9 protein-coding genes and 1 tRNA gene are annotated in these 15,966 nt (G+C 45.6%); 8 read left to right on the top strand and 2 right to left on the bottom strand.

What is annotated here, in order from left to right:
• Positions 1–8 precede the first annotated feature (8 nt).
• The 5 genes from G6047_RS05075 to G6047_RS05055 all read left to right on the top strand — a co-directional run bounded on the left by G6047_RS05075 (position 9) and on the right by G6047_RS05055 (position 3,653).
• Positions 9–581, top strand: coding sequence for a cupin domain-containing protein (locus tag G6047_RS05075; RefSeq protein ID WP_169526397.1), 573 nt, complete (start codon positions 9–11; stop codon positions 579–581).
• 8 nt (positions 582–589) lie between these two features.
• Positions 590–1,162 (top strand): carboxymuconolactone decarboxylase family protein, encoded by a 573-nt coding sequence (locus G6047_RS05070; protein ID WP_169526396.1) that lies wholly within the window; start codon positions 590–592, stop codon positions 1,160–1,162.
• Positions 1,163–1,243: 81 nt separating this feature from the next.
• Entirely contained in the window at positions 1,244–2,053 is an 810-nt protein-coding gene (locus G6047_RS05065) for an alpha/beta fold hydrolase (RefSeq protein ID WP_169526395.1), read from the top strand.
• A complete protein-coding gene (locus G6047_RS05060) occupies positions 2,043–2,804 on the top strand; it encodes a putative quinol monooxygenase (protein ID WP_169526394.1) in 762 nt (253 codons plus the stop codon). Before G6047_RS05065 ends, G6047_RS05060 begins: the two co-directional genes overlap by 11 nt.
• Before the next feature lie 24 nt (positions 2,805–2,828).
• Positions 2,829–3,653 carry a DJ-1/PfpI/YhbO family deglycase/protease gene (locus G6047_RS05055; protein ID WP_169526393.1) on the top strand — a complete coding sequence of 275 codons (825 nt, stop codon included), beginning with the start codon at positions 2,829–2,831 and terminating at the stop codon, positions 3,651–3,653.
• Between the two features lie 230 nt (positions 3,654–3,883).
• Here the strand turns inward: G6047_RS05055 and G6047_RS05050 are convergent.
• Positions 3,884–3,968, bottom strand: a tRNA-Ser gene (locus G6047_RS05050).
• A gap of 236 nt (positions 3,969–4,204) precedes the next feature.
• Positions 4,205–4,921, bottom strand: coding sequence for a LexA family transcriptional regulator (locus G6047_RS05045; protein WP_169526392.1), 717 nt, complete (start codon positions 4,919–4,921; stop codon positions 4,205–4,207).
• A 366-nt stretch (positions 4,922–5,287) separates the two neighbouring features.
• On the opposite strand from G6047_RS05045, the gene G6047_RS05040 reads away from it, so the two are divergent.
• The 3 genes from G6047_RS05040 to G6047_RS16900 are packed head-to-tail and all read left to right on the top strand — an operon-like array spanning position 5,288 to position 15,917.
• Entirely contained in the window at positions 5,288–13,012 is a 7,725-nt protein-coding gene (locus G6047_RS05040) for an Ig-like domain-containing protein (protein ID WP_169526391.1), read from the top strand.
• A gap of 32 nt (positions 13,013–13,044) precedes the next feature.
• The gene (locus G6047_RS05035; protein WP_169526390.1) at positions 13,045–13,968 is read left to right on the top strand and encodes a PorP/SprF family type IX secretion system membrane protein; all 924 of its coding nucleotides are present in this window, start codon (positions 13,045–13,047) and stop codon (positions 13,966–13,968) included.
• Between the two features lie 11 nt (positions 13,969–13,979).
• Complete coding sequence (locus G6047_RS16900; RefSeq protein WP_169526389.1) at positions 13,980–15,917, top strand: OmpA family protein; 1,938 nt, start codon at positions 13,980–13,982, stop codon at positions 15,915–15,917.
• The last annotated feature ends 49 nt before the right edge of the window (positions 15,918–15,966 follow it).

The raw sequence follows: 15,966 nt of genomic DNA, 5'->3' as shown, positions 1-15,966 counted from the left end.
TAGAAATCATGGACAAACAAAAAACATTCAGACGCATTGTAACAGGGCACAATACTGATGGCATGGCAATTATCATTTCAGATGCACCGCCCGTACTTTCGCAACTTATAGGCGGACAGGGCGGCCCAACGTTCTTCGAAGTATGGCACACACTGGAAACACCTGCCTTAATCCATACCCAACCAGATGACACAGACGAGAAAGCTTTAGTCCTGCCCCCACCTGCCAATGGAACACGCATGCGGATAATCGAATTTCCTCCTGAAGGAGATGAAATCCGCAACCTTACTTCTGCAGACGCTGCCGCTAAGTTCAAATCAATGGGAGATGAAAAAGCGTCGACATCAAATGAAGAAGCACCGCATCCATTAATGCACAAAACCAAAACTGTCGATTACGGAATTGTGCTCGAAGGAGAAATAACATTAGTACTTGACAAAGGGGAAACAACCATTCAGGCAGGTGATGTTGTTGTCCAAAACGGCACCAACCACGCCTGGGCTAACCGTTCAGGTAAAATTTGCCGCATGGCTTTCATACTGATTGACGGAGAATTCACGGGAGATTTTAAAACCAATTGAAAGGCATCATGAGACTTCAACCTTTATCACCCGAAACATTAAGTGCCGAAGTACGATACGTACACGATGAGATTGCGAATCTTATTGGTAACAGTCAAAGCCAGGTGAATATGATGAATGCCGACGGCGCATTGTTAGGCCCTTTCATTCCAATGCTACATTACCCTCGATTTGGCATACCTGCATTAAGTTTTATAAGGACACTCGATATTCACGCGACACTTCCAAAATCTTTACGTGAAATCGCCATCCTGACAGTTGGTGGCTTTTACGGAGCCCGTTTCGAATTGTATGCCCACGAGATTATGGCAAAAGTATTCGGCATTCCACAAGGCACAATTGCAACACTGGCAAGCAGTGGACACCCGGCTACATTAAATGTTCAGGAAATCATTGTACATGATATAGCTTATGCATTGATTACGGGACGTGTTATCCCCGATTCAACCTACAGCTATGCCATTGAACTTTTTGGGCAGGAAGGCGTGGCCGAACTCTATTTTCTTATAGGCGGATATTCCCTGATTGCAATGATGCTGAACGGATTTGACATCCCTGCGCCCGGTCATCTGGAAGGCTGAAATCACCAATTATAGAAATAATAAAAACGGAATAGCCGAACACCGTACAAAAAAGTAGGCAGTAAATTAAAACTCAATAAAATGAAAAAAACAATTTCTTCGCTGCTGACTGCGGTATTCGCATTTACAGCATTCGGATTTAACTCTACTGATGAGAGCACAAATTCAAAACCCCAAACCTATGTTTTGGTACATGGCGCCTGGCAGTCTCCTTATGTTTGGGATACGGTTCGTACCAATTTGGAAAAAAAGGGAAATCATGTTATTGTTGTCGAGCTTCCGGCTCACGGAACTGATGCAACACCCGTACACATCCTAAGCATAAACGCTTATAGGGATAAAGTCATTGAAGCCATTTCAAATGTAGATGGAAAAGTCATCCTCGTTGGGCACAGCATGGCTGGAGCAGTCGTAACCGCTGTGGCTGAAAGCATACCATCGAGAATCACCAAACTGGTTTACATTGGCGCTTTCTTGCCTGCATCAGGGCAATCCATTGGTGATTTAGCGATGTCTGATCCGGATTCAAAATTAGGTCCGTCTCTCGTAGAATCCGCAGATAGGTTGACACTCGATGTAAAAGCAGATCAGTTGACCAATCTGTTCATAGCAGATGGAAATGCATCGGTTAAACAAAAAATCATCGATAATTATCGTGCGGAACCTGCTATCCCATTCGGCGATAAAATTATCGTGACTGAGAAAAATTTTGGCAGTGTACAAAAAGCCTACATCAAAACACTTCAGGATGTAGTTATTTCGCCACGGCTTCAGAGCCAGATGATTGCCAATGCCAGGATTACAACTGTTTTTGAGGTCAATACAAGCCATTCCCCGTTTTTATCACAACCTGAAACAGTGTCCGATTTGCTACTTCAGATTGGAAAATAACCCTGTGCCAATCATGAAAACACAAACGAAAAATCCTGTGATTGTTTTGTTCATTTTGGCTTCAGTATTTCTATTATGCAGTCCATTTATCCGCGCACAAAATTCACCAGTCGCTAGTATAACTCGCTTCGACGTAAAATCGGAATATCAGGAACAGTACAAAAAAATTCTTGGCAATTATGTCCTAAACGCTCTTTCGTACGAACATAATATTATGTCCGAGGCTTATGTTGAGCAGGAAAACCAATCGGTAATTTGGTTGTTCGAACGGTGGGATAGCAAAAAGGAATTTGATGCATTCCGGAAAACAGCTACTCCTAAAGCTTTAAATGCATTAGCGAAAACGGCGTTAACAAAGCCTGAAAAAACTATTGCAGTAAACGATTTGGAGCCAATTACCAAAGAGCAATGGCGAACGGCTTCAAGAAAAGAAGACAGTCAACTTACGGTCATGCTCTTTGTCGATGCAAAATCCGGAACTGAAGCAAATTTTATAGAGATATATCATGCTGCGATGCCCGAATTCAGAAGTGAGCCGGGAGTAGTGACCTACCAATTATCCCAATTCGAAGAAGACAAAACACAATTCGTCACCTTTGAAAAATTCCGAAGCAAGGATGCATTCCAATATCATCTGAACTTCCTTCCGATTCAACCGGTAATTGATTACCTGAATACGAGTATAAAGAAACAACCATTTCAGGATGAGCTTCACTCCCTTATTGAATTCGCTCCGCTGATACGCGAGTAAAAAATAATTATTAAAAAGTAAAAAATGAAAACAAGTAAAAACTTCGTCATCGCAGGTATGTTAAGCTTACTTGCCGTCGTAAATGTGATAGGTCAAACCGTTGTAAAAACAAAAGAAATGAATGCAAATTATGTCTATGAATTAGAGATCGCAAATAAATTGTCAACGCGGTCGGCAGTTGTAAATATGCCGGTCACCCAACTATTGAATGCGCCTGGAAATGAAGGATTACGGGACTTCTTCTTTACACCTGTAAAAAACAAAACGGCGCTAAAAGGTAAAAAGATTGCCGTCATCGTTGCGGATGGATTTGAAGAAATTGAACTCACGGGCCCCGTTTGGTATTTCAGGGAATTAGGTGCCGAAGTAGAAATCGTTGCCCCAAAATTCAATCCGGCTCCGGAAAGATATGGTTTGGTGTATCCTGAAATGTCAAAAACACATATCATGGCAATTCAGTATCTCCAGCCAGTCGGGTGGATCAAATTTGACAAAACAGCTGATCAGATAAAGGTCGATGATTATGACGCGGTATTTATTCCTGGCGGTGCGTGGAATCCGGATAATTTACGTGCCGACGAAGACGTCATTAAATTCATCCAGGATTTCAACAAGTCAGGAAAACTAATTGCAGCTATCTGTCACGCTCCCGTAGTACTGGCCTCTGCCGATATCCTGAAAAGCCGGAAATTAACAGGATATTGGAACATTCAGTCAGATCTCAGAAATGCTGGTGGCATTGTTACAGAAGCATCAGTTGTGACAGATGGAAACATCATTACAAGCAGGCATCCTATCGATGTAGCCGACTTTTCAAGAGCGGTTGAAATCTGGCTTGCCAAAAAGTAATTAACGTAAGTTCAGATATACAAGAAGTGTAAAATCTTCATTTTCTGAACTACCTGATTTCTCATGGATTTCCAGACGATTCGGTGTCTGTTGAGACTTCATTTCCACAAACACCGAATGAGAGACCTCGAAAATTGAATTCAGTTGGTATTATTTGAATTCAAACCAAACAAAAAACCCTCTAAATCATACGATTTAAAGGGTTTCGGTGTGCTTTAGAAGCTATTCAGCGGAGAAAGAGGGATTCGAACCCCCGGACCTGTTACAGTCAACAGTTTTCAAGACTGCCGCAATCGACCACTCTGCCATTTCTCCAATTGGTCTGCATCCCTTTCAGAATGCGGATGCAAATATAGTAAGGCATTTTGGTTTTCCAAACAATTTCTGGAAAAATAGGATATTGATTTTTAGTTGTAAAATAAAAGGTTGTTTATCAACCTTTAACATATTGTCTTTTTCAAAAAAAGTAACAGTATTTATATCATGGACGAGAGACATGTAAAAGAAAAGTCTATTCCATAGTTTAAAATTTAATTTTAAAGAAAGCAAAATCAGATAGGTGATTTTTTATCCTTAAAAAACTTATCTATCTTCTTGAAGCTATCGTATACGTATTGAAACCTGCTGTCGATATTCAGGTCGTAAGACACTACGCCGCGAACCACCCAACACTCTTTGATTTCCTGGTCAAGAAGAGTTATATCTGTAAAAAAATCATTTTCACTTCTCAATGAATAGTGTCCTTCTGAAAAAGAAGATTTTTCGAGCCTGTTCAGGAATATGCCTTTATTGTTTGTAACCACAAGGGCTATTTGTCCATCTTTTATGGATTCGAGTGACGATTCTTCGCAAAGCACGAAAGAATTCTCAACCAGTACCGGATACATATTGCTACTGACCACTTGGAATGCAAGGGTATTGTGAGATGTCAGGAAAGGAAAGCTGAATTTAGGAACGATTTCCATAAGGTTTTCCCTGTCTGCGCCCGATGCATATTGGAACTGTACTTCACGGCTAATAAGCGGAGTCTGGGAAGTGGCACAGGTAACAGGCTTTTTATCAAGGAAAAGTGCATTCAGATCGAGTTCGTACAACTCGCAAATAGATATGATTGTCTCATAATCCAGGCTATTGCGCTTTTTCCATGTAGATATGGTATTGGGCTTGATATTGAGTAGTTCGGAAAGCTCAATATCAGTCTTAACTTTCAGCAGCGATTTAAGTCTTTTTATGACGTTATTCGCATTTTGTGAATTATTTTCTTGCATATTCGCAAAATATCATTATCTTTATTTGGCAAAATAAAAATATGGTTATGAATTCCTACAAAATTCGCCGTATCAATTGTTTCGTCTGGGGCTGAACAATTCAATATAGCGGCTGGTCATATAAGGCCTTGATTATCAGAATGTCGTTTTTTCACATTAATTCACAATATGCGAACTAAAGGTTGTTTTTGAAATATGGGATACAAGGATTTTTCGTGGTAAAAATCATCAAATCCATACAAATATAAGATTTTACACATATAGCAACTATAAAGATTACTTAAATATTATAAAAAAACATGGAAATTATGTAAAAGCTTATCCTCAGTTGATCCCCCAATTCTTGTTTAACTAACACTTATGCTTATGAAACTAAATTTTACATTTAAAAAAATGTACGGATTTAAGTATGTTTTTTTGGCCATTTTACTGCTTTATTTTTCGCAGGAAATACATTCTCAATCGGTTAGAGTTTATGCACAAAGTATTTCATCTCAAAGTAATACCGATAACGCCTCCAATGCTACAGATGCTAATTTAACTACCCGCGCAAGGGTTCGTGCCAGTTCCGGTCTTGCTTTAGGTATTGGAGCGTATTCCGGCCATCTGGAGCTTCAGTATCCTGCAACAGTACCTGCCAACACCACATCTTATATCAAGATACAGACAGATGACGAACTCCTTCCGTCATTGTTAGGAGGAAGTCTTGGCGGTTTACTCGCAAATGTAGCCGGCGCGGTCCTTATCGGAAATCAGGAATTTACGATCCAGGCCAAGAATAACTCGACCGTTGTACTCCAGGGTGACAGCCAGGATATTGGAGAGTTTTCCACGAACCGGCTTCGCATCGTTACTGATCCTACAGGTGATTATTACATTGCCATCACGCCAGCACAGGCATACAACCGCGTTCGGTTTACCAATCGCATAGGGAGTTTACTGGGGCTTTTCAATGTGCGTAACTTGGATGTATATGATGCCTTCTATATATCTTCGGCAGACAATTGCGGCAGGCCATCCTACACTTCTTATGACGGAAGTGGAATTACGCTCGATTTGCTCAACCTCAGCGGCGCTGGTGTAACCAATGCTCAAAATGCCATCGACACTAATCTTAACAGTTATTCTCAGTTAAGCCTCGGCATCCTTGGCGTTGCGGCATCAATAGAACAAACGGCTTATTTCGATGGCCCTTCAAATGCCAACGACCAGTTCAACATCCGCATGCGGCTTGATCCTTCCTTGCTCGAAGTCGGAGTAGCTAACAGCATTCAGCTTGTTGCGCAAAACGGACCGAATACCGTGCAAACAATTACTTTAAGCTCTTTACTGAACGCCGAACTTCTTACCCTTTTACAAGGAAATCAGATTGTAACCATACCGTTCCAAACCGTTTCACCCGCCAACAAAATTACGGTGCGATATAATGGATTAGTGAATATCGGTTTGAATCAAAGCCTCGATTTGTTCGACATAAGCCGCGTACCTCGTCCGCCGGTCATAATAGATGCTTTTACACTTGACCCAAAAATATGTTCCGGAAGCACTGCTTCACTCATTGCAATGACAAGTTCCGGCTATGAATTACAATGGTTTTCCACTGCTCAAAGCGGTTCGCCGTTAGCCACGACACAATCGGGACAACCTTTTGTTACACCGGCGTTGAACTCTGATACTTCTTATTACGTGGCGGCTATCCGCACTGGATGCACAGAGTTGTCAAGCCGCATCAGGGTTCGCGTCCACGTGGTTACCGTTCCGACTGCTGCAGATATTTCCGTCTCGAGTCCATTATCTGCCTGTCAGGGAAATATCACCATATCGCCTACCACCAGTTTGCTGAATTCGTCGATAAAATATTTCACAAGCCAGGATATGACTCAGGAAATCACGACTGGCTATTCCGGAAATCCGGGAGTTACTTATGTTAAGAATACAACGACCGGAACGCTTTCGATAAGCGGACTCACATCTGCCAATTCCCCATATCATTACTTCGTGGCGCTTCAGGTTGAAGGGCTTTGCACGAATACAGCCGGGACTTTGAAAGAAGTTGTCGTCAATTATTCCCAGCAGCTCGTAGTCAGTGTCAATTCAAATTTACAGGGTTGTAATTCGGTAAATCTTGCTGATGCGATCCTGAATTTCGATCCGAATAACACCTACACTTTCTATAATGGGTCGGGAACCGCAATTACTGCCGAAGCCGCAGCATCTATCACAACCAGCGGAAACTATTCCATACAGGCTCAAGGCCCTAACGGAACCTGTGCTTCTACCCTGACTCCTGTGATCGTAACAGTAAACCAACAACCGCAGATTACTTTGTCATCGAATGCTTTGGTCACTACGGTTGGGAACAGTGTCACGCTTAACGCCACCACATCTGCCGGAACAATTGTTTGGTATAATGCGTCAGGTATTGCGTTAGCGTCAAATACAACCCCAGTATTTACAGCCACCGGTGTCTATTCATTTACCGCGGTTGCAACCAATGCCGGATGTTCTTCAAGTGCCGCAATAACAGTCACCGTACTTGATCCGGCCAGTTGCCCGCCACTCACACAACCTGATTTTGCCACTATGCAAAGCTGGAGTTCGATTCTTACGGGAGGCGTTTCGAATGCCCCGAGTGCAGTCGATGCCAATCTGCAGACCTATTCCACAATTACAACAGGCGTCGGATTGCTCGGCGTGGGAACAACCTGGCAAACGCTCCAATGGGAAGAAACCATTGCTGCCGGGACTCCGGTCACTATTAAACTGGGGTCACAATACAGCGGGTTGACGCTTATTGGCGGATTTTCGGTGATCGGAACCAAGCGGAATGCATCGGGAGTACCACAAACCATAGGAACACTACAGGCCGTATCTGGCTCGCTCGTCGATCTGCTTCCGGGACAAAACACGTTTGAGTATACTTTTGTTCCTTCAAACACTTCGGGTCCACAGGCTTATGACGGCGTACGAATCGTAATCGGCTCAACCGTCAGCGTGGCCCAGAATGCAAAGGTCTTTGATGCATATTACTACACAGCCGCGACACAAGTAGCTTGTGGAGACGATGTGAGAGACGTTCTTTATGGTGCTGTAGACCTCGGAGTCGGTGCATTGACCTCTACCGTCGGCGTCAACGATCCGTTCCAGGCCATCGATAACAGCACTACGACTGCTGCTACCATGTATAGTGGTCTTGGCGTACTTGCTGCCGCTGAACTGACCGTAGTGTTCAATACGCCATCCATCCAGGGCGACCAGGTCCGTATGCGGTTGTCAAAACCGGGAACTGTGTTGAGCGCAGGAGTTTTAGCCGGGCTGACAATCCAACCCATGTTAAACAACGCTGTTTCCGGAACCGCGATATCATCTGCGATCCTTTCTGTGGAATTGCTCAACGGCGGACAATCGGCACTCGTGACCTTTACGCCAAATGCTACATTTGATCGTCTCAGAATCCGGTTCGGTGGTGTAGCCGGTGTACTTGAATTTCTCAATGTACACGATGTGGAACGATTGGCCAATACGCATGTTCTCAATGCCGATGTAAATAACAACATCACGGCATGCCAGGGCCAGACCATTTCACTTGAAGCCGCATCTGTACCATGTACGTCATTCATTTGGTACGATAGCGAAACCGGGGGAAATGTAGTGGCTACTGGGAATTCATTTGCTATTCCGGCTACATTGGCTGCGGGGCCTCATACTTTTTGGATCCAGCCGATACGATTCGGGTGTTCGTTCCTTAGCCGCGGAAAAGTGACGGTAAATGTTACCGAAACCGCTCCGGAAAATGCCATACAGTCCATAAGTATCAACGGAAGTGCGCAGACTTCTATTTGTGCGCCGAATGGAAATGTGACGCTGCTTGCGACGCTAAATTCCACACTTACCATAACCAATCCGGTATTCTACTGGTATGCATCCAACGGAACTACGCTTACGCAGATTGCGAACCAAACCGGAAGTTCCTTGCCGCTTACTGGACTGGCACCGGGAACATATACGTATTTTGTCGGCATCAGTTCGAATGAATACTGCCAGACTGCTGCAGACGACAGAACCCAAATCACGTTCACCATTTTGCCGCCTTCCTCAGCTGCTGACATTTCGGTAGCCGATGTGGGAATATGCCTTAACGGAACCGTCGTCATTACACCTACAAGCTCATTGGCTTCTGCCCAATTTACCTACTATTTTTCAAACAATCTTTCTCAATCGATTGCGGATGGACAAGTCGTCGGGACAGCAACATTCGATATTGCCGCCGACGGAAGTTCGCTGACCATAACCGGTCTGTCAGATACGTCAAGCCCGTATACGTTCTATGTAGCCGTGACAAGCGCTTCGACCTGTATCAACCAGGCCGGGAACCTCGCAGATGTAGTCGTAACGGTAGGAAGCCTGCCAACTCCAACCACGAATAGCACGACCCAGAATTTCTGTTCCGGAAACAATCCGACTGTAGCCGATATTCAGGTGAACGAATCCGGAGTGTTGTTTTACACCGCTTCAACCGGAGGAACATTGCTGTCTGCTTCTACACCACTCGTCAATGGAACTACCTATTACGCCTCATTATCGAATGGTATTTGCCAAAGCACGACACGATTGGCCATTACGGTAACTATCGGTAATCCGGCAACGCCTACGACAGAAGCCGCTTCACAAAATTTCTGCGCCGTCGACAATCCGACCGTAGCCGATATACAGGTCAATGAAACCGGAGTCGTTTTCTACAACCTCCCTGTCGGTGGAACAGCTTACGCATCTGCAAGCCCACTTACAGCAGGAACATATTATGCCGCCATTATCGACGGAATCTGCCAAAGTACTTCGCGTCTGGCCATTACCGTCACGATAAGCAATCCGGCAACTCCAACGACTTCGAATACAGCACAGGAATTCTGCGCAGGGAACAATCCTACGGTTGCAGATCTCGACATCAATGAGTCGAACGTGACTATTTACGATATGCCTGATGGCGGACAAGCACTTGCCGCGGAAACACCATTGGCATCAGGAACGTACTATGTAACCCAGGTTGAATCAGCAACCGGTTGTGAAAGCAGCGTACGGCTTGTCATCGACGTCAATGTCACTACTGTGCCAACTCCGACAACTTCAGATGACAACCAGGATTTCTGTCTCGCCAATGCTCCTACGGTAGCCAATATCCAGGTCAACGAAACCGGCGTTGTTTTTTACGATGCGGCAAGTGGCGGGAATTCTTATGATCCGACTGCTCCGTTGGTTTCGGGTATCTATTATGCCGCATTGATCGATGGGATATGCGAAAGCGACATCCGTCTGGAAATCACGGTGAATGTGAATGATCCCGCAACGCCTACTACGGATAATGCAACCCAGATTTTCTGTCTGTCAGATAATCCTACCGTAGCGGACATCCAAGTAAATGAAACGACTGTTGTATTCTATGATGCCGAAACCGGTGGAACTATAATTGATCCGGCTACTCCACTCACAGCAGGAATGTATTATGCCGTAAATGTGGAAAACGGATGCGAGAGTTCGATGCGTCTTGCCATAACCATCGACATCCAGGATCCTGCGACGCCAACGACAGATAAAGTGGTCCAGAATTTCTGTGCTGCAGATAATGCGACCGTTGCCGACCTTGATGTGAACGAATCTAACATAAACATATACGATGTCGAGACCGGCGGACAGCCTTTACCGACCGACACGGTTTTGGTTTCAGGAACATACTATGTTACCCAGGTAGATCCCCAAACAGGTTGCGAAAGCAGCATCCGTTTGGCTATTACCGTCAATGTTACTGCGGTTGGAACACCAACCACGACTGACGATTCCCAGGATTTCTGCCTTATCGATACACCGACGGTTGCCAACATACAAGTCAATGAGGCCGATGTCACTTTTTATGATGCCGCTGTCGGAGGAAATGCGTTCGACACAACCGAACCGTTGATTTCAGGTATCTATTATGCCGGCTTTACGAATGGACTTTGCGCAAGTGACGTTCGTTTGGCAATCACTGTGACCGTGAATGATCCGGCGGTTCCTACGACGAATAACACTACACAGATTTTCTGCCAGGGCGATAATCCTACGGTTGCAGATATCCAGGTCAACGAAACAGCAGTTGTCTTTTATGATGCAGCAAATGCCGGAAACGCAATTGATCCATCGACACCGCTTGTTGCCGGAACCTATTATGTAGCACATGTTGAAAACGGCTGTGAAAGTTCCATCAGGCTTGCCATTGCAATTTCAATCGACGATCCGGGAACACCGACTACGAACAGCCCGTCGCAACATTTCTGCGCCACGGACAATCCGACTGTCGCCTATCTTCAGGTAAATGAGACGAATGTGGTCTTCTTTGATGCAGCCACCGGCGGAAATCAACTTGATAGTAATACACCTCTGACTGACGGAATATATTATGTCGCTTTTGAGAATGTCATCTGCGCAAGCGCCGTCCGGCTCGAAATCAGCGTTACGATCGGTAATCCCGGAACACCAACAACCAATTCCGTAAGTCAGGCATTCTGCGCTTCAGATGCTCCGACTGTCGTTGACATACAGGTCAACGAATCAGGTGTTGTTTTCTTTGATGCGGCTGTGGGTGGAAACATGATCAATCCGACCGAGATCTTGACGAGCGGTACCTACTACGCCTCTATTTCCGATGGAAATTGTGAAAGCAACGTGCGCCTGGAAATTACCGTAACCATCGTCAATCCGGCAACACCGACGACGAACGATGCGTCACAGGATTTCTGTCTGTCCGACAATCCGACCGTAGCCGATCTTCAGGTAAATGAGACCAGCGTTGTCTTTTACACATCGCCAACCGGAGGAACTGCTTTGGAACCTACGGCAGCTTTATCGGCAGGAACTTATTATGTAGCGTTTGTAGAAGGAACTTGTGAAAGTACTATTCGTCTTGAAATTGCCGTTTCAATCGGAAATCCGGCAACGCCTACGACTTCAAGTGCGTCACAGAACTTCTGTCAGGCAAACAATCCGACAGTCGCCGATCTGGACGTAGCGGAAACCGATGTGGTTTTCTACACGACTGCTACAGGCGGAACACCAGTATCCGCGACAGCAGCTCTACTAAGTGGAACCTATTATGTTGCATTGGTCGAAAATGGATGCGAAAGCAGCGTAAGGCTTGAAATAACAGTTACGGTTTCAGGTTCGGCAACGGCAGAAATCACTGGCGGTTCAGCCCAATCCTGTGTTTCTGAATCAGTGACATACACTACTGCGCCGGGGATGATCAATTACATCTGGACAATCATTGGCGGAACCATAACTGCCGGCGGATCCGTATCAGACAATACCGTAACCGTTGAATGGAACGTTGCGGGTACAGCTAGCGTCGCCGTTTTGTATACCGATGCGACTTGCGGCAACACGGCATCTGCCTCGCTTGATGTGACGCTTTCCGTTTGTTCCGATCTGACCATAACCAAAGTCGTCGATGTATTTACGCCCGGTATAGGAGAAGAAGTAACATTTACGATAACAGTGAACAACAGCGGTGTGACACACTTTACCGATGTCATGATAAACGAATTGCTTCCGACAGGTTATACATTGGTCCGCTTCGATGCCACTGCCGGGGTTTATGTTCCGGGAACAGGCATATGGCTCATTTCTTCGCTGTTGGGCAATACTTCTGCAACGCTGACCATTACGGTGATCGTGAATGGAACAGGCGATTATATGAATTCCGTGACCATAGATGATTCCGTACCGGACGATTCCAATGTGCTGAACAACGGGGCTGAAGCCTGGGTTGAACCTATCTGCCTTGTCGTATTCAACGAATTCACCCCGAATGGCGACGGACAAAATGAAACCTTCCGTATAGACTGTATCGAAAATTACCCGAACAGCGTGCTACAGGTTTTCAACCGATACGGCGTACTCGTCTACAAAATGCGCAATTACCAGAACAATTGGGACGGTATGGCCAACCAAAACTCACCGGTGAACCAGGATAAGATGCTTCCTGCCGGAACGTACTACTACGTACTCGAACTGGGTGACGGAACCGAAGCCAAACAAGGATGGGTATACCTCATGCGCTAACAGGAAAATTGTCCAACATAAAATTTGTAAACATGAAACGCAACATATATACAATCAGTATGGCATTTTTCCTCGCGCTGTCGATTAAGGGAAATGCCCAACAAGATCCGGGTTATACGCAATACATGTACAACCAACTGGTCATCAATCCGGCCTATGCCGGGTCAACAGGAAGCCTTGAAGCTATTTTGCTTCACCGCTCGCAATGGGTCGGGATTGACGGAGCTCCTGAAACACAATCGCTCACAGTCCATAGTCCGTTGCGCAACGATAAGCTCGGACTTGGTTTCTCTGTCGTCAATGACAAACTCGGGCCTTCGAGCGAAGTCTACATCAACGGATCATTTTCGTACACCATCAACCTGAACCACGATACCAAACTGGCTTTCGGGCTTAATGCCGGTGCGCGGATAATGAATATCGACTGGTCAAAAGGACGATTCTACGATGAGAATGATGCCTTGCTCAATCAGAACATCGACAATAAATTCATGCCTCAGATTGGAGCCGGAATGTTCCTTTACAAAGAGAATTGGTACGTCGGATTGTCTGTCCCAAGTTTTATCAAAAGCGATTATTACGATGATATCGCGGAAGAAGTCGATCCGGACCGACTCCACTACAATTTATCTGCGGGCTATGTTTTCGATTTATCGGACAACCTCAAGTTCAAGCCTGCTGCCTTGATTCGTGTGGTAACAGGCGCGCCGGTCACCTACAACCTGTCGGGCAACTTTATGTTCCTGGAGAAATTCGTACTCGGAGCGGCGTACAGGTTCAACGATTCGGTTTCCGGATTGGCCGGTTTCCAGATTTCGCGTGATTTTTTCATCGGATATGCTTACGACCATACCGTGACCGATCTCAACAAGTACAACAACGGTACACATGAGATTTTCATCCGATTCCAGATGAACCAGAAATCGTCCCAAATCAAATCTCCCCGATTCTTCTAAATCCCTACCCCATGAAAAAGCTACTTACTTTACTGATGTGCCTCACGTTGCTTACAGCGTCGGCACAATCGAAGCTGAGAAAGGCCGACAAGCTTTTCCGGCAATACTCCTTCACCGAAGCAGCCAGGTTATATGACGAAGCGCTTTCGGAAGAACAGCAACCCGGTGTCGAAACACTCAAAATGGCGGGCGATGCGCATTACAACATCCACCAGAAGCGCGAGGCTTTGACGTACTACCAGAAATTGTACGACATCCAGGGCCCGACCATGCCCGAGGATTATTTCATCCGGTATACCGAATCGCTCAAAGCCGTGCTCGATTACGCCAAGGCAGATAAGGTCACCAAGGAATATCTGTCTGCCAAAGGCGATAACCGGTTGATGACGCTTTATGCCAACCAGAAAAAGCAGATGGACAGCCTGGCAAAGGAGAAACCGTTGTATACAGCGAAGCTTTTGGATGTCAATTCGACCAAATCTGATTTTGGGACGGCATTCTATGGTGAGAGGATCGTCTATGCATCTGCAAAAGACACCACCAAATACAATGAAAAACTGTACAATTGGAACCAGCAGCCATTCCTGGATTTGTATGTGGCCGAACGCAATGTCAACGACGGGACTTTGTTTAATGCACAGCCTTTATTTCCCGAATCGATGACCAGATACCACGATGCATCGGCCGCTTTCACCCCAGATCTCCAAACGGTTTATTACACGAGGAACATCGTCAAGAACAACAAGAAACTGGTCAACGACAAAAGTGGGACGAACCAGTTCAAGATTCTTCGTGCCAGGATCACCGACGGGAAATTGGGCGCTCTCGAAGACCTCAATTTCAACAACACGGCCTATTCCACAGGTCATCCGGCGTTGAGCAATGATGGGAAATGGCTGTTTTTTGCTTCCGATATGCCCGGCGGTTTGGGCGGTTCAGATATCTATGTAGCCGAAGTCGATGCTGCAGGAACGGTCGGGCCGGCACGTAACTTGGGAAGCGTCATCAATACGCCTGGGGAAGATATGTTCCCGTTTTTCAACAATGGCGTGCTGTATTTTGCTTCCGACGGACATTACGGCTGGGGCGGCCTCGACATTTACGAGGCCAAAATGAAACCGGATATGACGTTTTCTGAACCGAGGAATCTTGGCGCTCCCATCAACAGCAATTGGGACGACTTCGCCTACATTGTAGACGCTACGGACAAATACGGCTATTTCTCTTCCAACAGGGAATCGGGCAAAGGCGATGACGATATTTATTCGTTTACGAAAGTTCCGGCTCCATGTGACGAAATCGTGTCGGGAAAAGTCGTCAATGCCAAATCGAAACTTCCGATTTCCGGTGCCACTGTCAGCGTTTCTACCTTGATGGACGATGCGGTTACGGCTGCCAGTACGGACAGTCAGGGAAATTACAAGGTTTCCGTTCCTTGTGGAAAGACATATAAATTCGCAGCTACAAAAGCGAATCACAGCCGCGAGGAAAAACAGATCGACATCGGTAAGAAAAACGGAAACGAGACCAAGGATTTCGACTTCGAGCTGACCAATTACGACGACCTGATCGTAAAACAAGGCAATACCGAAAAGATCGCCATCAACCCTATTTTCTTTGAATACGACAAATGGAACATCACGCCTCAGGCAGCGACAGAACTTGACAAAGTAGTGTTCGCGATGACCAAATTCCCGCATTTGAAGATCAAGATCGAATCACATACCGATTCACGCGGGAAAGATGCCTATAACCTGAAACTTTCAGACAACAGGGCCAAATCTACACGTGATTACATCATATCCAAAGGAATCGATGCCAGCCGGATCGAAAGTGCCATAGGTTACGGTGAAAGCCGATTGACCAACCGGTGTAAAAATGGCGTAAAATGCAGCGATGCCGAACATTTGGCCAACCGACGTTCGGACTTCATCGTTATCGATAAGTAAGTGTTAGGGGACTTACTTTTGGGGACTGAAAGCCGCCTGGCCTGGGCGG

The sequence above is a fragment of the Flavobacterium silvaticum genome (assembly GCF_012911565.1).
GTDB lineage: Bacteria > Bacteroidota > Bacteroidia > Flavobacteriales > Flavobacteriaceae > Flavobacterium > Flavobacterium silvaticum.
The sequence above is the reverse complement of the archived record's forward strand: the minus strand, read 5'-3'. Positions and strand labels throughout refer to the sequence as shown.